Annotated in this window: 14 protein-coding genes and 1 tRNA gene; 5 read left to right on the top strand and 10 right to left on the bottom strand. The window is 72.1% G+C overall.

The window, feature by feature from the left end; genetic code table 11:
• Positions 1-3 precede the first annotated feature (3 nt).
• From CP975_RS24395 to CP975_RS24380, 4 genes are all read right to left on the bottom strand, one after another.
• On the bottom strand, positions 4-1296 hold the full coding sequence (locus tag CP975_RS24395; RefSeq protein ID WP_055534195.1) for a homoserine dehydrogenase: 1293 nt from the start codon (positions 1294-1296) through the stop codon (positions 4-6).
• A 103-nt stretch (positions 1297-1399) separates the two neighbouring features.
• Entirely contained in the window at positions 1400-2791 is a 1392-nt protein-coding gene (gene lysA, locus CP975_RS24390) for a diaminopimelate decarboxylase (protein ID WP_150477350.1), read from the bottom strand.
• Between the two features lie 42 nt (positions 2792-2833).
• A complete protein-coding gene (gene nrtL / locus CP975_RS24385) occupies positions 2834-3907 on the bottom strand; it encodes an ArgS-related anticodon-binding protein NrtL (RefSeq protein ID WP_150477349.1) in 1074 nt (357 codons plus the stop codon).
• Positions 3908-4107: 200 nt separating this feature from the next.
• Complete coding sequence (locus CP975_RS24380) at positions 4108-4671, bottom strand: response regulator (RefSeq protein WP_246201615.1); 564 nt, start codon at positions 4669-4671, stop codon at positions 4108-4110.
• Positions 4672-4871: 200 nt separating this feature from the next.
• Between CP975_RS24380 and CP975_RS24375 the strand changes: the two genes are divergently transcribed.
• Positions 4872-4943: transfer RNA gene (locus CP975_RS24375), tRNA-Arg, on the top strand.
• An 892-nt stretch (positions 4944-5835) separates the two neighbouring features.
• Here CP975_RS24375 and CP975_RS24365 read toward each other — a convergent pair.
• The gene (locus CP975_RS24365) at positions 5836-6408 is read right to left on the bottom strand and encodes an anthrone oxygenase family protein (RefSeq protein WP_055530008.1); all 573 of its coding nucleotides are present in this window, start codon (positions 6406-6408) and stop codon (positions 5836-5838) included.
• Between the two features lie 226 nt (positions 6409-6634).
• Between CP975_RS24365 and CP975_RS24360 the strand changes: the two genes are divergently transcribed.
• Positions 6635-7519 carry a LysR family transcriptional regulator gene (locus CP975_RS24360; RefSeq protein WP_055530006.1) on the top strand — a complete coding sequence of 295 codons (885 nt, stop codon included), beginning with the start codon at positions 6635-6637 and terminating at the stop codon, positions 7517-7519.
• A gap of 69 nt (positions 7520-7588) precedes the next feature.
• Here the strand turns inward: CP975_RS24360 and CP975_RS24355 are convergent, their stop codons facing one another.
• Together CP975_RS24355 and CP975_RS24350 are read right to left on the bottom strand one after the other, a co-directional pair.
• Complete coding sequence (locus CP975_RS24355; protein ID WP_055530004.1) at positions 7589-8236, bottom strand: response regulator; 648 nt, start codon at positions 8234-8236, stop codon at positions 7589-7591.
• Positions 8221-9441 (bottom strand): sensor histidine kinase, encoded by a 1221-nt coding sequence (locus CP975_RS24350; RefSeq protein ID WP_055529997.1) that lies wholly within the window; start codon positions 9439-9441, stop codon positions 8221-8223. Before CP975_RS24350 ends, CP975_RS24355 begins: the two co-directional genes overlap by 16 nt.
• 109 nt (positions 9442-9550) lie before the next feature.
• Between CP975_RS24350 and CP975_RS24345 the strand changes: the two genes are divergently transcribed.
• Both CP975_RS24345 and CP975_RS24340 read left to right on the top strand, forming a co-directional pair.
• Positions 9551-10372 carry an ABC transporter ATP-binding protein gene (locus CP975_RS24345; RefSeq protein ID WP_150477348.1) on the top strand — a complete coding sequence of 274 codons (822 nt, stop codon included), beginning with the start codon at positions 9551-9553 and terminating at the stop codon, positions 10370-10372.
• Positions 10372-12741: an ABC transporter permease gene (locus CP975_RS24340; RefSeq protein ID WP_055529993.1), complete on the top strand. Its 2370-nt coding sequence runs from the start codon at positions 10372-10374 to the stop codon at positions 12739-12741. The genes CP975_RS24345 and CP975_RS24340 overlap by 1 nt, the downstream gene beginning before the upstream one ends.
• On the opposite strand, the gene CP975_RS24335 is transcribed toward CP975_RS24340, so the two are convergent.
• Positions 12738-13175: an SRPBCC family protein gene (locus CP975_RS24335; protein WP_055529992.1), complete on the bottom strand. Its 438-nt coding sequence runs from the start codon at positions 13173-13175 to the stop codon at positions 12738-12740. The genes CP975_RS24340 and CP975_RS24335 overlap by 4 nt on opposite strands.
• Positions 13176-13326: 151 nt before the next feature.
• On the opposite strand from CP975_RS24335, the gene CP975_RS24330 reads away from it, so the two are divergent.
• Positions 13327-14085 (top strand): thioesterase II family protein, encoded by a 759-nt coding sequence (locus CP975_RS24330; RefSeq protein WP_055529989.1) that lies wholly within the window; start codon positions 13327-13329, stop codon positions 14083-14085.
• A 57-nt stretch (positions 14086-14142) separates the two neighbouring features.
• Here the strand turns inward: CP975_RS24330 and CP975_RS24325 are convergent, their stop codons facing one another.
• Entirely contained in the window at positions 14143-16353 is a 2211-nt protein-coding gene (locus tag CP975_RS24325) for a type I polyketide synthase (RefSeq protein WP_150477347.1), read from the bottom strand.
• Positions 16350-19751 (bottom strand): non-ribosomal peptide synthetase, encoded by a 3402-nt coding sequence (locus tag CP975_RS24320; protein WP_150477346.1) that lies wholly within the window; start codon positions 19749-19751, stop codon positions 16350-16352. The genes CP975_RS24325 and CP975_RS24320 overlap by 4 nt, the downstream gene beginning before the upstream one ends.

Below are 19751 nucleotides of genomic sequence, written 5' to 3'. Positions count from 1 at the left end.
TGCTTACTCCCCTTCAACCCGCATGATGCTGGCGACACCACGCACGGTGTCGAGTCTGCGCAGCGCGTCGACGGTGCCGGTGAGGGCGGCGTCGGGCGCGCGATGGGTGACGACGACGAGGGAGGCCTCGCCGTCCTTGCCCGTCTGGCGAACCGTATCGATCGATACGCCGTGCTCGGCGAAGACCGTCGCGACCTGGGCGAGCACGCCCGGCTTGTCGGCCACGTCGAGGCTGATGTGATAGCGCGTGACGACCTCGCCCATGGAGCCCACGGGCAGCTGGGTGTACGCGGAGTCGCCGGGTCCGGTGGTCTCGGCGAGTTTGTTGCGGCAGACGGCGACGAGGTCGCCGAGGACGGCGGACGCGGTGGGCGAGCCGCCCGCGCCGGGCCCGTAGAACATGAGCTGTCCCGCGGCCTCCGCCTCGACGAACACGGCGTTGTACGCCTCGCGGACCGAGGCCAGCGGATGGCTGAGCGGAATCATCGCGGGATGCACGCGCGCGGTCACCGACTCACCGTCAGCGGCCCGCTCGCAGATGGCGAGGAGCTTGATGGTGCAGCCCATCCGCTTCGCGGACGCGAAGTCGGCGGCCGTCACCTCGGTCATGCCCTCGCGGTACACGTCGTCGAGGCGTACGCGCGTGTGGAAGGCGATGCCGGCGAGGATCGCGGCCTTGGCGGCGGCGTCGAAGCCCTCGACGTCGGCGGTCGGGTCGGCCTCGGCGTACCCGAGCGCGGTGGCCTCGTCCAGGGCCTCCTGGTACCCGGCCCCCGTCGTGTCCATGGCGTCGAGGATGAAGTTGGTGGTGCCGTTCACGATGCCGAGGACGCGGTTGACCTTGTCGCCCGCCATGGACTCGCGCAGCGGCCGGATCAGCGGGATGGCACCGGCGACGGCGGCCTCGTAGTACAGGTCCCGTCCGTACTCGACGGCGGCCTCGTGCAGCGCGGCGCCGTCCTGCGCGATGAGCGCCTTGTTCGCGGAGACGACGGAGGCACCGTGTTCGAACGCGGTGGTGATGAGGGTCCGGGCGGGCTCGATCCCGCCGATCACCTCGACGATGACGTCAATATCACCGCGCTTGACCAGCGCGGTCGCGTCGGTGGTGATGAGGTCCGGGTCGATTCCCTCACGCACCTTCGAGGGGCGGCGGACGGCGACCCCGGCCAGCTCCACCGGGGCGCCGATCCTGGCTGTGAGGTCGTCGGCGTGCGTCGTCATGATGCGCGCCACCTCTGAGCCGACAACCCCACAGCCCAGCAGCGCCACCTTCAGCGGACGCGTACGCATCATCCGACCTCACTTCTCTTACATCTACGGTGGTCCCAGTCTCACCCACCGGAACGGACTTTCCGTCCAATGTCCGGATCCTGAGACATCTATTTCATCTTTTTCGTCATCCGACGTCGAGACGCAGGAGATCCTCCTCCGTCTCACGCCGGACGATCACCCGCGCCGCGCCGCCCTCGACGGCGACGACGGGCGGGCGGAGAGCGTGGTTGTAGTTGCTCGCCATCGAGCGGCAGTACGCGCCGGTCGCGGGGACGGCGATCAGGTCGCCGGGCGCGAGGTCGGCCGGCAGGAACGCGTCGCGTACGACGATGTCACCACTCTCGCAGTGCTTGCCGACGACGCGCACGAGCATGGGCTCGGCGTCGGAGGAGCGGGAGACCAGGGCGACGGTGTACTCGGCGTCGTAGAGCGCGGTACGGATGTTGTCCGACATACCGCCGTCCACGGAGACGTACGTACGCAGGCCTTCGAGGGGCTTGATGGTGCCGACCTCGTAGAGCGTGAAGGCGGTCGGGCCGACGATGGCGCGTCCCGGCTCGACGGAGATGCGGGGGGTGCGGAGCCCGGCGGCCTCGCACTCACGCGTGACGATCTCGCCCAGCGCCCTGGCGATCTCGTGCGGCTCGCGCGGGTCGTCCTCCGGGGTGTACGCGATGCCGAGACCACCGCCGAGGTCGATCTCGGGCAGCTCCACGCCGTGCTCGTCGCGCACCTCGGCGAGCAGCTGCACCACGCGGCGGGCGGAGACCTCGAACCCCGCCATGTCGAAGATCTGCGACCCGATGTGCGAGTGGATGCCGATCAGCTCGATCCCGTCGAGCTTGAGGGCGCGCCGCACGGCCTCCGCGGCCTGCCCCCCTGCCAGCGCGATGCCGAACTTCTGGTCCTCGTGCGCGGTCGCGATGAACTCGTGGGTGTGGGCCTCGACGCCCACGGTCACCCGGATCTGCACGCGCTGGCGCCGGCCGAGCCGCTCGGCGATGTGCGAGACGCGCACGATCTCCTGGAAGGAGTCGAGCACGATGCGCCCGACGCCGGCCTCGATCGCACGGTGGATCTCGTCCTCGGTCTTGTTGTTCCCGTGGAAGGCGATGCGCTCGGCGGGCATGCCCGCGCCGAGGGCGGTGGTCAGCTCGCCGCCGCTGCACACGTCGAGGTTGAGGCCTTCCTCGTGCAGCCAGCGCACGACGGCCCGCGACAGGAACGCCTTGCCGGCGTAGAAGACGTCGGCCTCGGGCCCGAAGGCGTCGCGCCAGGCGCGGCAGCGGGCGCGGAAGTCGGCCTCGTCGACGAAGTACGCGGGGGTGCCGAACTCCTCGGCCAGCCGCGTCACCTCGATGCCGCCCATGCTGACGACGCCCTCGGGGGTGCGGGTGACGGTGCGGGACCAGACCTTGGCGTCCAGGGCGTTGAGGTCGGTCGGCGGAGCGCTGTAGTGCCCCTCGGTCAGGACGTCGGCGTGGCGGGGCCCTGCGGGGTGTGCGGAACGGCTCATGGCTCGGTCGTCTCGTCTCTCACGGTGTCACGTATGACGGTGTCACAGATAGTCGGGTGCGCTGACGCCGAGCAGGGACAGGCCACCGGCGAGCACCGTCCCGGCGGCTTCGGCGAGGGCGAGCCGGGCACGGTGGGCGGCCGAGGGTTTCTCGTCACCGAGGGGCAGGACGGTGTGCTGGTACGCGAGCAGACCATCGGCGATCGCGACCAGATGCCGGGCGAGCCGGTCGGGGGCGCGGTGGCGGGCGGCGGCGGCGAGGACGGGGGGGTGGGCGGCGAGGTGCCCGAGCAGTTCGTGCGGGGTGGCCTCGTCGGAGGCAGGGCCCTGGAGGGGTCCCGGCGCGGAGTCGAAACCCAGGGCGGCGGCGTTGCGGGTGAGGGCGCGGGAGCGGGCGTGGGCGTAGCGGACCCGGAAGAGGGGGTTGGTCTCGCGCTGCGCGAGGTGCTCGTCGCCGCCCTGCTCGGGCGCGATGCGGGGATGGTCGTGGGCGGCGGGGTACAGCAGGGCCCAGCGGGCGGCGTCGCGGCCGAGGCGGAGGGGGGCGGCCGGGGCGGGCACGGGCCGCAGGGTGGGGAGCGGCTGCGGGGGGCGGCCGTACGCGTCGACGCGTACGCCGAGGGTGTCGACCCATTCCCGGTCGGGCGCCGCGTCCGAGGTGACGCGGACGAGGACCCCCTGGGAGCGCAGGATGCGGCGGGCGCTGTCGGCGACGACGACGGCGCGGACTTCGTGGGGGGTGTGGAGCTGGGCGAGCGCGCCGGTGTCGGGCCGGACGTGCCCGTAGGACTCCCCGCACCGGAGGATGTCGCGGACGAGGGCCTCGGCGGGCGCGCCCGCGAGGGTGATGTTGAGGAAGCCGGGCCCGGTGATGTCGACCCCGGCGATCCCGGGCTCGGCGGCGAGCCACGGGGAGAGCAGCTCGGCGACTTCCCGGGGGGGCCTTCCGGCGTCGCGGGCGACCCGCAGGGCGAGGTTGGTGGCGTAGTCCCCACACCCGCCGGGCCGGGGCGGCTCGACCTTCACACTCTCCGGCACGTCCACGCGCAGCTCGCCCGCGTCAACGGCGTGGCGCATGGCGCGCAGCACGGTGCGGGAAAGCTCGACGGGGGTCACGGGACAAGCGTATGGGAGGAGGGGGGTGGGTCGGCGACTTGGTTTCTGGATGGTCTTGGGATGTGGACGGGGCTGGGCAGGGGCCTGGGAGGGGGGCTGGGTTTGCGATCCCCCGCGGGGAGGGCCGCTGGGTATCCCCCTCCCCGGGGGCCGGCCGCTGCTGGACCTGGGGACCGGGGCCCGGGGTCTGGGGGCCTGGGTCAGCCGCCGGGGCGGGCGGCGGGCTCGGCTTCGCCGGAGAGGCCGTTGCTGCCGCCGCCATCACCGGCGGGGCAGCGGCTGCCCACGGGATCGAGCCCTTGACCGGCCTGACCGGCCTGACTTGCCTGCCTTGCCTGACTGGCCTGCCTCACGTGACCGGTCAGACCCCCATGGCCGCCGGAACCCGCCCGACGCCCCATCAATTGCCGTACCACATCCACCAGTTCACTAGGTTCAAAGGGCTTGGCGAGGAAGGCGTCGACGCCGACCTCCAGACCGCTTTCGACCTCGTACTGCGTACAGGCGCTGATGATGACGACGGGCAGCTCCCGGGTCCGCGCGTCGGCACGCAGCCGTTCGGCGGTGCGCAGACCGTCGAGCCGGGGCATCACGACATCGAGGGTGACCACGTCGGGCTGCACCTGATGTACGACGTCCAGGCACTCGGCACCATCAGCCGCGGTCACGACCTCGAAGCCCTCCAGCTCGAGGTTGACCCTGATCAGTTGCCGAATGACCTTGTTGTCGTCCACAACAAGCACGCGGCCGGGCACGCCTGACACAACTCGAGAGTAGGTCCGCGCCCACCGCCGCGTCCCGGTTTTCCCCACTTCCGCCCCACGAGAGCCGCCCCGCCCGCGCCTGCGGGCCGCCGCCCGCAGGCCCCCACCCGGACGCCCCCCGGAGCGTGGAAATACCTGTTCATGGGCAGCCCCGGAGAGCTGGTAGGGTTCTACCCGTCGCCGCGCAACCGCGACGATACGCCCCCGTAGCTCAGGGGATAGAGCAACGGCCTCCGGAGCCGTGTGCGCAGGTTCGAATCCTGCCGGGGGCACCTTGTAGTAGGTGCCCAAAGACCCCGTCTCCAGCGGAAACGCTGAGGCCGGGGTCTTCGCGTATGTGCAGGCGGGTGCCGTCGAGAGCAGCTGTATGCCAGTGATCACGTAATGATCTTGATGACCTTTGTGCAGGTCAGGCGTCATCCAAGACGTAATTGTCGTTTCGGAGGCTTAAGGCTCACCCTCAGGAGCTGAAGCGCATCCCGAGGGCTCACCAGGCGCCGTCAGCTGCGCTCGGCCTCAGCTTGCGGGGCACCATTCAGCCTCCTCGCGATGTCTTGCAGGAAGTAAGCGGCAGCGGCTGGGCGGTGTTCAAACGGCCCATCCAAGCGCGCTGCGTTGATGTACACGCCGATCCGGGAGGACGGCCGGTAGAGCACTACCTCTTCCACTTCTCGCGAGGGGAGCGACGACGGGATGTGCGCAATCTCCTGTGTCGTAAGCCAACGGCTGATCTCGCTGGCTCGACTGGCGCTAAGACGCCCCCACTCCGGGTTGTAACGCTCCCGAAGCCATCCCATGGTCACCGCAGTGACCCCGTGGTCCGCATCGAGCTCGCTCGGAATGGCAGCACGCTGGTCTTGCATCTTCCCCCCCTGCTTCTTCCCTGGGGAGATTTTGGCACTCCAGCACTGCGGGATCGCTTTGGGGTGGCAGGAAAACATGAAGGAGCTCTGGATGTCTCCAGAGCTTCTTCATGACCGTTCAAGGCGCGAGCTACTGCGGCGCTGGGGCACCGGTCCCGTCTCGAGTGGCTGGCGGATCAACTGCCGTAACCCTCTACCCGGCCGGCGCCACCTCCGGCACCCGGAGTGGACGATCGAGCGCCCTGGCCATGGCAGATGCAGGGGGCCCAGTCTCACCGGGCTCCCCTTGGCCGTCGGCCGCTCAGTGGTTCGTGGGGGCTGCATGGAGCGTCGGTGTGGCCGTTTGTTGGGGTTTGGCTGTCGTGTCGTTTCCCTGTGTGCGGTGCGCGCCGTGTGCGAGCAGGGCCCAGAGCAGGGCCGCGAACGCCGCTATGTGCAGCAGGGCTCGGACCGTGTTCCAGGTGGCCCACTTGTTCTCGAAGTCCGCGCGGGTCTCCGCCAGGTGTCTGACGTGGCCGGGGTCTCCCGCGTTCGCGAGTTGGTCGTTCAAGGGGACGTTGATGGCGCTGGTGACCACGAAGGCCACCAGGTACAGGGCCAGGGCTGCGATCAGCCAGGGCAGGGCCGGGCGGCCGTCTTCTCGCCAGGACAGGAACACGGCCAGGCCCAGGAGAGGGATCGAGCCCATGAACGGGAGCATGAAGGCCGGGTTGATGATGGCCTTGTTGATGCTCTGCATCGCCTCGACGAGCGTGTGGTCGGACGAGCGGGCCAGGCCGGGCATGACCGCGTAGGAGAAGGCGGCGAACAGTCCGGCCATGAGCCCTGTGGAGAGGGTGGCGGCGAGCAATACGCCGGTCTGTAGGTGCTTCATACTGCCCTACCTTCTTGAGTGCGTCCCATGGGTCAGCTGAGGTCCAGCACAGTTCCAGCTGGGTTCCGTATCGCGTCGGCGACCCGGCGCGCTTCTGGCGTCGCCACAGCTCGGCCTCGACTATTGGTCACCGCGGGATTCGCGGCAACCGCCTTTCCTGTAGCGCGCGTTAACCTTGCGGTTAACGCGGCCGGGGTGCGGGGTGCGGGGCGGGACCGGGGGCCACGTGGAGATCAGGGACATCGAGATCTTCCTGACGCTTGGTCAGGAGCTGCATTTCGGGCGGACCGCCGAGCGGTTGCGCGTCTCCCCCGCCCGGGTCAGCCAGGCGATCAAGAAGCAGGAGCGCCGCCTGGGCGGCGCTCTCTTCGACCGCTCCAGTCACCACGTCCGCCTCACCCCCCTCGGCCGGCAGCTCTACGACGACCTGCTTCCGGTGCACCGCGCCCTGCGGCAGAGCCTGGAGCGGGCCGCGTCGACCGCCAGGAGGGGGACGGAGGTGCTGCGCCTGGGCATGATGTCCGGCAACAGCGAGGATCTGCGGCCCGTACTCGTCGCGTTCTCGTCCCGCCGCCCCGGCTGCCACGTACGGATCCGCGCCATGGGCTACGACGACCCGTTCTCCGCCCTGCGCCGCGGCACCGTCGACGTCCTGCTCGCCTGGCTTCCGATCAGGGAAGCGGGCCTCACCGTGGGTCCTGTCGTCTACACCGAACCCGTCGTGCTGTGCGTGTCCTCCGCCCACCGGCTGGCCGCACGTGACTCCGTCTCCTACGAGGACCTCGCCTACGAGGCCGTCCCGACCGGTGCCGCACCCGGCTACTGGCGCGAGGCGCTGATCCCCGCGCGCACCCCGAGCGGACAGCCGATCGCCGAGGGGCCTGCCGCGGGCGACGGCACGCAGCTGCTCGCCATCGTCGCCAGCGGCGAAGCGGTCTGTCCCGTTCACGCGCACGCGCTGCGCTACTACGCCCGGCCCGACATCGCCTACATCCCCATCCGCGACGCGCCGCTCGGTCACTGGGCGCTCTGCTGGCGTACCGGCGGCGACACCGACGTGATCCGCGACCTCGCCGACGTGGTGGAAGGCCTTGGGCCGTTGCCCCTGTGACGGCCTTGTGGCGGGTGCCTCGCCGACAGGTGCCCCGCCGACGGGTGCCTCGCCGTCGACGCGGGCCGGTCAGGAGCGGAGGAAGGCGAGCACCGCGAGGACCCGCCGGTGCCCTTCGGTGGCCACCGGCAGGTCGAGCTTGGCGAAGATGTTGCCGATGTGCTTGTTCACGGCGGCCTCGCTGACGAACAGCTCCGCGGCGATGGCCGCGTTGGTGCGGCCCTGGGCGATCAGGCCGAGCACCTCGCGCTCCCGGGGGCTCAGCCCTTCCAGGGGGTCCTTCCGCAACCGTACGAGCTGCTGGATCACCTCCGGGTCCACCACCGTCCCGCCGACGGCGATCCGGTCGATGGCGGCCGTGAAGTCGGCGACCGCGGCCACCCGTTCCTTGAGCAGGTAGCCGACTCCGGCTCCGCCGCCCGAGTCCAGCAGGCCGAGCGCGTACGAGCGTTCCACGTACTGGCTGAGCACCAGCACCGGCAACCCGGGGAATTCCTCCCGGAGTTGCATCGCCGCCTTCAGTCCGTCATCGCTCAGCGTCGGCGGCATCCGTACGTCGGTGACGATCAGGTCGGGCCGCTCGGTGCGCGCGGCCGCGACCAGGGCCTCGGCGTCGCCGACCGCCGCCACCACCTCGTGCCCGACCCGCTGCAACAGCCCGACCAGGCCTTCGCGCAACAAGACAGCGTCCTCTGCCACGATCAGGCGAAGCGACACGGAACCTCCACGTGCAACAGGGTGGGACCACCGACCGGACTCGACACCCGCATACGGCCGTCGAGCGCCTTGACCCGGTCGGCGAGACCGGTCACGCCGCTGCCCGCTTCCGTGTCCACGCCGCCGTGGCCGTCGTCCGTGATGTCGAAGATCAGTAGATCGGCATGGTAGCGACCGCGCACCTCCGCCCTCGCGGCCCCGCTGTGCTTGGCGATGTTCGTCATGGCCTCGTTGATGAGGTAGTACATGGTCGTCTCGATCTTCCTGGGCAGCTTCTCGGGCAGCCGTAGGTCCACCGTGACCGGGATCGGGAACCGGGCGGCGTAGTCCTCGATCGCCGCGACCAGCCCGTGGTCGGCCAGTACGGGCGGATTGAGTCCCCGGATGAGGGCCCGCAGCTCCTGGTGGGCGGTGGACAGCTGGGCCTCCGCCTGCGTGAGCAGTTCGGCCTGCGGGGAGTCGGGAGGAGTCTCCAGGCGCAGCATCCCGAGGGTCATTCCCAGGGACACCAGCCGTTGCTGCGCCCCGTCATGCAGATCGCGTTCGATCCGTACCCGTTCCGCGTCGAAGGTGTCCAGCAGGCGTACCTGCGAGGCGCGCACCTCGCGCAGCTCCTCCGCCAGCTCCCGGTCGCGCGGGGCGAGGAAGGTGCGCGCCATCGCCGCCCGCGCCCCCGCCCACGAGGTCACCGTGTACGGCGAGGCGAGCAGCACGACCGCCGAGAAGATGGCCCAGGGCCAGGTCTCGCCGTCCAGGGAGCTGAGGAAGACGGCCGGCAGCCCGAAGCAGAAGAGCAGCACCATCAGGTCCACCCACCACAGCCCCGCCGACGAGATGAGCGTGAACACCAGCTCCCGCCAGGTCACCTGCTCCTTGATCCGGGTCGCCACCCATGCCCTGGTGCCCGGCCCGTCCGGGCGCCGGTGCGGGTCCGGCAGCCGGTCCAGGTCCACCAGCCGCAGCCGTTGGCGCTCCAGTCTCGCCACCACCGTGGAGGCCGTGACCAGGCCCGCGAGGGGGGCGATGCCTATCAGCACCAGCAGCAGCGCCATCCCGGCCGCCAGTCCGACGGCGAAGATCACCACCGCCGCCGTACCCACCAGAACACCGCTGCTCAGATAGGCCAGGGACCTCCAGGGCCAGCTCGATGTCAGAAAGCTCAGGGGACGTTGAGCCATGGCCTGCCAGGCCGTCGTGGGGCGCATGTGGTCACCGTAGCCCGGGAGTTCGGGTGATCGAGGTAGAGCTGGCACTACCCCGGAAGTAGAGAGCGGGCCAGTGCCCGCGGACCCCCTCGTGCAGTGAGATCGACGCATGACGACAACGGCGACAGCGACGACAACGGCGACAGCGGCGACAGCGGCAGCAACTACAACTGCGAGGCAGGCCTCCGTGCAGGACGCGGTCGAACTCCACGGCGTGCGCAAGGTCCACGGCTCGGGCGACCACGCGGTGACCGCACTGGACAGCGTCTCCATCGGCTTTCCCCGCGGCACCTTCACCGCGATCATGGGCCCCTCCGGCTCGGGGAAGTCGACCCTGCTCCAGTGCGCGGCCGGACTGGAGCAGCCGACCGAAGGACGCATCGTTCTCGCCGGCGTCGACATCGGCGAGCAGAACGAGAAGCAGCGCACCGAACTCCGCCGCGAGCACATCGGCTTCGTCTTCCAGGCCTTCAACCTCGTCGAGTCGCTGACGGCGGCACAGAACGTGGAGCTTCCTTCCCGGTTCGCCGGCCGCAAGGTCAGACCCGAGCAGGTCGCGGGCGCGCTCGCCTCGGTCGGTCTGGCCGACCGTGCGAGCCACCGGCCCAGTCAGCTCTCCGGTGGCCAGCAGCAGCGCGTGGCCCTCGCCCGGGCCCTGGTCACCCGCCCCGACGTCCTCTTCGCGGACGAGCCCACCGGCGCCCTGGACACCGTCACCTCCAAGGAAGTGCTGCGGATGATGCGGATGCTGGTCGACCAGGAGGGCCAGACGACGCTGATGGTCACCCACGACCCGGTGGCGGCCTCCGTGGCCGACGTCGTCGTCTTCATCAAGGACGGCCGGATCGCCGACCGTATCCCGCTGAACAAGGACTCGCAGAGCGACAACGCCGCCGCGGTCGCCGCCCACATGGCCCGGCTGGAGGCGTGATGCTGATCCTCGCGAACGTACGCGAGCGCTGGTCCGGCTTCCTCGGGGCCTTCCTCGCCGTCATGGTCGGCGTGGCCCTCATCACCACGACCCTGGTCATCTACGACTCCTCCCGCCCCTCCGTCCAGGACCGCTACGCGGGCGCCGCCGCCCTGGCCCTGCCCCAGAAGGCCCTCGACCAGGAGGGCAGCCCCGAGGACCGGATGCCGTGGAGCCGGGCCGAGGCCGCTCCGGTCCGGGCCAGGCTCGACGCCGTCCCCGGAGTCGCCGCCGTCGTGGTGGACCGCTCCTTCTACGCCCAGGCCCTGAAGGGCGGCAAGCCGGTCGCCGACGAGGGCGCCGCGGAAGCGGGGCACGGCTGGGGCAGCGCGCGGATGGCGCCCTACCGGCTCGTCTCCGGCCGGGCCCCCGGCGGGAACGGCGAGGTCGTGGTCGACCGCGCCCTGGGCGTGGCAGCGGGCAGCCGGCTCACCGTCAACATCACCGAGGGCCGCAAGCGGTTCACCGTCGTCGGCACCGTCGACGGCCCCGGCTACTACTTCAGCGACGCCTTCGCCGCCGAGCAGCAGCCCGGTGTCGGCGCCCTCGCCCTCATCGCGGACAAGGGAGCGTCCGCCGCCGCCATCGCGTCCGGCGCGCGGCAGGCGCTCGGCGACCGGGGCGACGTCCTGGCCGGTGACGCCCGCTCCGAACTACAGCCCCAGTACGTCGAGCACAAGCGCAACCTCGGCGTCCAGCTCATCGGCGCCATGGCCGCCCTCGGCCTGTTCACCACGGTCTTCGTCGTCGCCTCCATGCTGGTCCTGTCGACCGGCATGCGCCGCAGGGAGATCGGCCTGCTGCGCACCATCGGCGCCGCACCGAGCCAGATCCGCCGCATGATCCTCGGCGAGGCCGCCGTGGTGGGCCTGCTCGGTTCGCTCGTCGGCTGCCTGGCCGGCGTCGCCGCCACCCCGATCCTGCGCGACATCCTCAAGGGCCTTGACGTCACCCCGCCGGGCATGGAGGTCACCGTGGCCGCCTGGCCGCTGCTCACCGCCTGCGCGGTCGGCATCGGTGTGAGCGTCATCGGTGCCTGGGCCGCCGGCCGCAAGGCCGCGAAGGTGGCCCCGATCGAGGCCCTGCTGGACAGCCGCTCCGCCAACGACGGGATGGGGCGCGGGCGTGGGATCGCCGGGCTGTCCGTCCTCGGCCTGGGTGCCGCCCTCGCCGTCGGCACCGCCACCACCGGCGCCGACAACCGCGTCAGCATGGCGCTCCTCGCGACGATGACGCTCATCGTCGCCGCCGCCCTGCTGGCTCCCGCCCTCATCGGCCCCGTCGGCCGCCTCCTCACCGCCCCCTTCCAGAAGCGCGGCCCGGCCGCTCCCGTCCTGATCCGCTCCGAACTCATCGCCAACTCCCGTCGCGCCGCGTCCCTGGTGGCTCCCGTGATCGCCGCCGTCGGCTTCGCGGTCCTGCTCAGCGGAGCGGTCGAGACGATGCGGGCGGCCTACCCGGCGGGCGAGGCACGCAAGGTCGCCGGCCAGACGATCGTCACCTCGGACGGCACCCCCGGCAACACCGACGAGGTCGTCGCCGCCAACCCCGTCGGCAAGGCCTCCCTGCCGACCCGCGCGTTCGTCGGCGAGGAGCGGACCGTCCTGGACGTACTCGGCACCCGTGACGCCCGGTGGAACAAGCCGGGAGAGGCTGTGCTCGGCCGGCGCACCGCCGACGGCCTCGGTCTGGAAGAGGGCCGGAGCGTCCGGGTCCGGTTCGCCGACGGCGCGAGCGTCACCCTGAGGATCAGCAAGGTCCTGCCCGACGACCCGGCCCGCGGTGACTTCGTGGTCGCCCGTGACCTGGTCCGAGCCCACGACCCGGCCGCGCTCACCGACGACATCTTCGTCCCGGCGGGAAGCAGGGCCTCCGCCGCGGTCCCCGGGACCGTCCTGCACGACGCCATGCGGTACGCGCTCGACGACTACAACACCGACGCCAAGCTCACCGACAGCCTGGCCACGATGCTCATCGTCATCGCCGTCGGCTACAGCGTGATCGCCGTCGCCAACAGCATGGCCATGGCGGCCCACGGCCGTCGCCGGGACTACGCGGTGATGAAGTCGGCGGGCGGCACCGTCCGCCAGCTCCTCAGGCTGGCGGCGGGCGAGACCGCGGTGCTGGTGGCCGTCGGCGCCGGCCTGGGTGTCCTGGTGACGCTGCCCCCGCTGGCGGGCATGGCCTCCGGCCTCTCGCAGGCCACCTCGTCCGACGTCGGTCTGCACCTGGACAGCGGAGCCGTCCTCACGGCGATCATCGCCACCCTGGCCGCGGCCGTCGTGGCGGGGGTGATGGTCACCGGGCGGACGCTGAGGAAGTCCGCCTAGTCCCCGGTGCCTTCGGAGACCGTTCGTTCCGCCATCTTCTTGAATTCGCCCAAGTCGTAGTTGGCCAGGGTGGCGTCGAGGTTGGTGAGGGCCCCCAGGTGTTCTATGAACCCCTGGGGGTCGTACTCGATCTGGAGGGTTACCCGGCTCTCCGTGGCGCTCAGGTGGTGGAAGGTGACCACGCCCGCGTGGTGGACGCCCTCCGTGGTGTGCCAGGCGATGCGGTCCTGCGGGACCACTTCGGTGAGTTCGGCCACGAAGCTCTTGTCCGCGCCGGGGAGGGCGACCTGCCAGGCGAAGGTCTTGCCGTCGATGCGCTGGACGTGTTTGACGTGGCTGAGGAAGGACGGCCAGCGCTCGACGTTCTCCCACAGCGCCCAGCTCACGGCGACCGGCGCCTTGATGTCTACGGCTTCGAGCAGCGAGGAGGCCATGTCCTCATCTCCTTTGCGTGTCCGTCGTCGGTCCTCCCACCGGTACCCGCAGACGCGGGATCTATCGGGGTGGGCTGTCCGTCCGGCATGCTGGCCTGCGGCAGGGGGCCGGTCGGCGGTCCCCTGCGGTTGAGGAAAGGAGGGCGCGCTCGTGGGCGACTGGATACGTTGCTGCCACCCCGCTCCCGACGCCGGGGTCCGTCTGCTCTGCTTCCCGCACGCGGGGGGTTCCGTCAGCGCGTATCACGCGTTGTCCGGGGCGGTCACGGGGATCGTGGAGCCGCTGATCGTGCAGTACCCGGGGCGTCAGGACCGGTACGGCGAGCCGTTCGCCGCGGGGGCGGACGAGATCGTCGATGCCGTGCTGGGTGAGCTGGACTCGGGGGTCGGTTCCGCGCCTCTCGCTCTGTTCGGGCACAGCATGGGCGCCACCGTGGCGTTCGAGGCCGCGCGGCGGCTTGAGGCACAGGGGCGGCCTCCCGTGGCGCTCTTCCTGTCGGGCCGACGGGCGCCCTCGCTGCCGCGCCGGACCGGGGCGATGCGGCCGGTGCGCGAGATGTCCGACGCCGAACTCGTCGAGGAGATGCGGAAGTTGTCCGGCACCGCCGACGAACTCCTCGCCTCCCCCGAACTGCTCTCGCTCTTCCTGCCGTCGATGCGCGCCGACTACCAGATCGTCGACGACTACGTGTACCGCCCCGGGGAGCCGCTGAGCTGCCCGGTCACCGTCCTCACGGGCGACAGCGACCCCCGCGTCGGCGTGGAGGACGCCCGGGCCTGGCAGCGCGAGGTGCGGGGCGCCTTCTCCTGCCACGTCCTGACCGGGGGGCACTTCTTCCTCAACGACCATCTGCCGTACGTCGCCGACGTCATCGCCTCCTCTCTTCCCGATCCGATCGGGAGGCGATGACCGCCGCGTAGCCACGCCCCCAAGCCGTGGGCCGGGGCGGTTCGCCCCCGCGCGGCTCTACTCCTCCGCCTCGAACTCCGCCAGGAGCGCGTCCAGCGAGTCCTCCGCGGCGTCCGGCTCCTTCGCCTCGACGATGCGTACCGCCAGTTCCTGGAGGGTCAGTTCCTCCAGGAACAGGGTGATCGGTACGTCGATGCCGAGGTCGTCCCGCAGCCGGCCGACCAGGTGGACGGCCGTCAGTGAGTCGCCGCCCGCCGAGAAGTACGTCGTCTCCGGGGCTATGGGGGCGTTCTCGTCCAGGCCCAGGGCCTCGGCCAGGATGGCGGAGACGGCCGGGGTGAGGTCGTCGGGCCTCGTACCGGTCCCGATGGGCTCCGTGGTTCCCTCGGCGCCGGGGGCCGCCGTCGCGGTCGGGAGCGTCAGCGCGCCGAAGGTCTCCCCCTCGAACGGGTACGTCGGCAGGCTCACCCTGCGCGCCCCGTCCCGCGACTTCGGCCACGGGACCGAGTCACCCTTCAGCCACAGCTCACCCAGCTCACGCGGGCCGTCCGTGTCGGGGCCCTCCTCCTGGCCCGTCCAGGGGCGGCCCTCCGCGAGCGCCGTCAGGCGGTCGGCCGCCTCCGCCCGGTCCGACGCCAGGACGTACGCGCGTACGGCCATGGGGGTGCGGGCCGTGCGCAGTGTGTGCGCGGTGTCCGCGAGGGACGGGGCGCCGGGGGCGCGCAGGGCCGTCGCCAGCTTCGCCGCGAGCGCGGTGAGGGCGGTCTCCGTGCGGGCCGAGAGGGGGAGGATCTCGGTCACCGGGGCCGCCCGGGTCGCCGCGTTCGTCAGGTTCGTCGGGTTCGCGGCGTGGCGGTCGGCCGGGGCGGGGGGCCGGGGGCGGTCCGGGGCCTGTTCCAGGACGACGTGGACGTTCGTACCGCCGATGCCCAGTGAGCTGACTCCGGCGCGGCGCGGGCCTTCGGCGGGGCGCGGCCAGGGAGCGGGCCGGTCGACGACGTGGAACGGGGAGGCGTCCAGACGCAGTTCGGGGTGCGGGCGGGAGAGGTTGACGGTGGGCGCCAGGGTGGCGTGCTCCAGCATCAGCACCGTCTTGATGAGCGAGGCCACGCCCGCGGCCGCGTCCAGGTGGCCGATGTTCGACTTGACGGAGCCGATGCCGATGCGGGGGCGGTCGCCGGTGCCCGGGGTGTCCGTTTCGGCGGCGAACGCCTCGGTGGCCGCCGCCAGTTCGATGCGGTCGCCCAGCTCCGTGGCCGTGCCGTGCGTCTCCACGTACTGGGCGGCCGACGGGGCGAGGCCCGCCGCCGACCAGGCCTCGACGATCGCCGCCGTCTGCTGTTCGACGCCGGGGGCGGTGAAACCGACCTTCGTGGCTCCGTCGTTGGTCAGGGCGCTGCCGCGCAGCACCGCGCGGATCGGGTCGCCGTCGGCGAGCGCGTCGGACAGGCGGCGCAGCACGACGACGCCCACGCCGTTGCCGGGCACGGTGCCGCCCGCCCGCTCGTCGAAGGGGCGGCAGCGGCCGTCGGGCGCGAAGATGCCGCCCTCGTAGTGGACGTATCCCTGCCTGCGTACGGTGTCGACGCTGACGCCGCCCGCGAGCGCGGTGTCGCACTCGCCGAGGAGCAGCGCCTGGGCGGCGAGGTGCACGGCGGTCAGCGAGGTCGAGCAGGCCGTCTGCACGGTCAGACTGGGGCCTTCGAGGCCGAGGCGGTAGGAGATCCAGGGGGCGAGGAACTCCCGGTCGGTGAGGATGCGGGTCTGCATCGCGCCGAGGGAGGCGGCCAGGCGGCGGTCGGTGTGGGCGGCCAGCATGTGCTCGGTGGGGCTGCCGCCCACGTACACGCCGGTGCGGGTGGGCACGGCGAGCGGGTCCTGGCCCGCGTCCTCCAGGGCGGCCCAGGCGGTCTCCAGGAGGAGGCGGTGCTGCGGGTCGAGGGTGGCGGCCTCGGTGCGGTTGAAGCCGAACATCTCGGTGTCGAAGCGGTCGGCGTCGGCCAGGTACCCCTTGGCGGGCACGTGTTCGGGGCGGCTCAGGTCGGCCGGGTCCGTGCCGTCGGCCAGCAGCTCGGCCCGTGTGAAGTCGGTGATGGAGCAGACGCCGTCGCGGAGGTTCGCCCAGTAGGTGTCCAGGTCGGGGGCGCCGGGGAACCGCCCGCTCATGCCGACGATCGCGATCGCCGAGTCGGCGTCGGGCCCGAACGCGGCCGTGTCGGGCTCGGGGGTGGCGTCGGCGTCGGAGGCCCGGGGTGCTGGCTCGGTCATCGTGACGTGCCCTTTCTGGAGCGGAGCCGTTGTGCGGCGGCGGTCTGTCGTGCGCGGCGGTCGCTGCCCCGGCGCTCGGCCGCGGTGGCGGGGGCGGGGGCTTCCTGCGGCGCCGTGGCGGGCGGTTCGTCCGAGGCCCGGTCGAGGGCCGGGGCGGGAGTCGCGGCGTGCGTCCCGTCGAGGTGTGCGGCGAGCGAGGCGACGGTGGGGTGGCGGAACAGGTCGACCAGCGTGAGGTCGGGCGCCCCGTGCTCCTGGCCACCGTCCGCCGCTTCGCGCAGGGCGTCCAGGACCCGCAGCAGCCGCACCGAATTGCCGCCCGAGTCGAAGAAGTTGTCGTGGACGCCGACCTGGTCCCGGGTCAGCACGCTCGCCCACACCCGCGCCACGCGCCGTTCGGTCGCGGTGCGCGCGGCGACGTACGGGCGGCTCGACTCGGGCCGCTGCGCGGTCGGTTCGGGCAGCCGGGACCGGTCGATCTTCCCGGAGCGGTTGAGCGGCAGTGCGTCGAGGCGGACGTAGTTTTCCGGGAGCATGTAGCCGGGGAGGCGTTCGGCGAGGTGGGCGCGGAGGGCTTCGTCGGTGGGGGCGGTGCCCTCGCGGGGCACGACGTACGCGATGAGGCGCTGCTCTGTGCTGGTCCCCGTGTCCGTGCCGCCGCGGACGGTGGCCGCCGCGACCGCGACGTCGGGGTGTCCCGCCAACAGGGCCTCGATCTCACCGAGTTCGATGCGGATGCCGCGGAGTTTGACCTGGGAGTCGGAGCGGCCGAGGTAGTGCATCCGGCCGCGCGCGTCCACGCGGGCGAGGTCGCCGGTGCGGTACATGCGGGAGCCGGGCGGGCCGTACGGGTCGGCGACGAACCGTTCGGCGGACAGGGCCGGGCGGCCGATGTAGCCGCGGGCCAGCGAGGCGCCCGCGATGTAGACCTCGCCGGTGACGCCGGTGGGGACCGTGCGCAGGCGGGCGTCGAGGACGTATACGCGGGAGCCCGGTACGGGGCGGCCGATGACGACGGGTTCGCCGGGTTCGAGGTCGGCGGTGGTGGCGTAGACGGTGGCCTCGCTCGGGCCGTACGCGTTGACGATGCGGCGGCCGGGCCCGCTGAGCCGCTCGACCAGTTCGGCGGGGCAGGGTTCGCCGCCGACGACGAGCGTACGCAGATGGGGCAGCCGTCCCTCGCTGTCGGGGAGGTCGGGCAGCAGCATCGCGGCGGAGGGCGGCAGGGCCACGTAGGTGATGCGGGAGTCCCGCAGACGGGCGTACAGGGCCTCGCCGAGGCGTTCGTCATCGCGGGCGATGTGCAGCTCGGCGCCCACGATCCAGGGGAAGAACAGGTCGGACACGGCGACGTCGAAGCCGAACGACACGAATTGCAGGACGCGGTCGTCGACGGTGACGGGGAACGCGGGGCGCACGGCCCGGGTCAGGTTGAGCAGTGCCCGGTGCTCCACGGCGACGCCCTTCGGAACGCCGGTGGAGCCGGAGGTGAACAGGACGTAGGCGAGGTCCTGGGGCGTGGGGCCCGTGGCCGGCGGTGGCGGGGTGGGACCGGTGTTCTCCGGGACGTCGGCGCGCAGGCAGGGGACGCCGAGCCGCTCCCCCTGCGCCACGGTCTCCGCCGCCGTGATGAGCAGTCCCGTACCGGACGTCTCGACCATGTGGGTGAGGCGGGCGTGCGGGTGGGCCTGGTCGAGGGGTACGTACGCGCCGCCCGCGCGCAGCACCGCGAGCGCCGCGATGCCCATCTCGGCCGAGCGGGGCAGCAGCAGGCCGGCCCGGAAGCCGGGGCGCACTCCCGCGGCGCGCAGCCGTGCCGCCAACGCGTCCGCCCGGTCGAGGAGTTCGCGGTAGCTGAGCCGGACGTCGCCGCAGACGAGGGCGGTGGCGTCGGGCCGGGCGGCCGCGACGTCCGCGATCAGGTCGGGCACCAGGCGGTCGGTGGGCGCCGCCTCGGCCGTGCGGTCGGCGGCCGCGAGGGCGCGGCGGCGCTCCTGTGGCGGGACGGTGTCGAGGGTGGAGAGAGGGGCGTCGGGGTGGGCGAGGGCGGCGTCCAGGAGCGCCTGGAAGTTCCGCACCCAGGCGCGGACGGTTGCGGCCTCGAAGAGGGCGGTGCGGTAGATGAAGTGGGCGGCGAGGCCGTCCGTCCAGCGCTCGACGTGCAGGTGGAAGTCGAACTTCGCGATGTCCAGGGCGAGTTCGACGCGCTCGACGCGGGCCCCCTTGAGCGCGAGGGAGAGTTCCGTGTCGTCGTCGTAGGCGAAGACCAGCTGCACCACGGGGTCGTGGCTCGTGTCGCGGGCCGGGGCGAGGGTGTTCACGACCGTCTCGAACGGGGCGTCCTGGTACGGCTGGCCGGCCAGCAGTTCCGCGCGGATGCGGCCGATCAGTTCGCCGTAGGAGGGGTCGCCGGACAGGTCGACGCGCAGCGCCAGGGTGTTGGTCAGCATGCCGACCATCTCCTGGAGTTCGGGCCGGTCGCGCCCGGACACCGGGAAGCCGATGACGAGGTCGTCGCGGCCCGAGAGGCGTCCCAGGAACGCGACGTACGCGGCGAACAGCGCCATGAAGGGCGTGGCGCCACGGGCGCGCGCCGCCTCCCCCAGGCGGGCGTGGAGTCCGGCGTCCACCAGGAAGCGTTCTTCGGCGCCCGCCGCCGAACGTACCGCCGGGCGCGGGCGGTCGAGGGGCAGGGAGACCACCTCGGGGGCGCCGCGCAGGCGCCCGGCCCAGTGGGCGACGGCTTCGGCATAGGCGCCCGCCGCCTGGCGTTCGCGCTGCCACGCGGCGAAGTCCGGGTATTGGAGGGGGAGTTCGGGGAGCGGGCGGAGAGGCCGGATCGGGTCGTCGCCGCCGGATTCGTTCTCGTACGCCGTGGACAGGTCCCGCAGGATGACGCCGAGGGACCAGCCGTCGCAGATCAGGTGGTGGGCCACGAGCAGCACGCGGTGGCTGCCGTCGTCGACGGCGTACACCGTGCAGCGCAGCAGCGGCCCCGTCGCCAGGTCGAAGGGGCGCGCCCCGTCCGCCCGCATCCGGTCGTCCACCTCGTGCGCGCGTACGTCCTTCTCGACCGTGAGGTGCGCGCGGCCCGTGGCGGCGACGATCTGCGTCTGGGAGCCGTCCGCCGCGGTGCGGAAGACCGTGCGCAGGGCTTCGTGGCGGGCCACCACGGCCTCCAGCGCGCCGGTGAGCGCGCCGAGGTCGAAGGGGCCGTGCACGGCGAAGGCGGCGGGCACGTTGTACTGGGCGGTGCCGGGGTTCATGCGGTCCAGGACCAGCAGGCGGCTCTGGGCGTCGGAGACGGGGAACTCGTACTCCTCGACGGGCTGAGCCGGGTCCGCCTGGTCCACCGGGTGCGCCGGGTCCGCCTGGTCGGCCGGGTGTGGTGTGTCCAC

It is taken from the genome of Streptomyces alboniger (assembly GCF_008704395.1).
Lineage (GTDB): Bacteria > Actinomycetota > Actinomycetes > Streptomycetales > Streptomycetaceae > Streptomyces > Streptomyces alboniger.
The sequence above is the reverse complement of the archived record's forward strand: the minus strand, read 5'-3'. Positions and strand labels throughout refer to the sequence as shown.

Excerpts from the sequence above, each read along its gene's own strand:
- CP975_RS24325 (WP_150477347.1), bottom strand. The coding sequence starts at position 16,353 with ATGACCGAGCCAGCACCCCGGGCCTCCGACGCCGACGCCACCCCCGAG.
- CP975_RS24350 (WP_055529997.1), bottom strand. The coding sequence starts at position 9,441 with ATGCGCCCCACGACGGCCTGGCAGGCCATGGCTCAACGTCCCCTGAGC.
- CP975_RS24395 (WP_055534195.1), bottom strand. The coding sequence starts at position 1,296 with ATGATGCGTACGCGTCCGCTGAAGGTGGCGCTGCTGGGCTGTGGGGTT.
- CP975_RS24340 (WP_055529993.1), top strand. The coding sequence starts at position 10,372 with ATGCTGATCCTCGCGAACGTACGCGAGCGCTGGTCCGGCTTCCTCGGG.
- CP975_RS24335 (WP_055529992.1), bottom strand. The coding sequence starts at position 13,175 with ATGGCCTCCTCGCTGCTCGAAGCCGTAGACATCAAGGCGCCGGTCGCC.
- lysA (WP_150477350.1), bottom strand. The coding sequence starts at position 2,791 with ATGAGCCGTTCCGCACACCCCGCAGGGCCCCGCCACGCCGACGTCCTG.
- CP975_RS24365 (WP_055530008.1), bottom strand. The coding sequence starts at position 6,408 with ATGAAGCACCTACAGACCGGCGTATTGCTCGCCGCCACCCTCTCCACA.
- CP975_RS24345 (WP_150477348.1), top strand. The coding sequence starts at position 9,551 with ATGACGACAACGGCGACAGCGACGACAACGGCGACAGCGGCGACAGCG.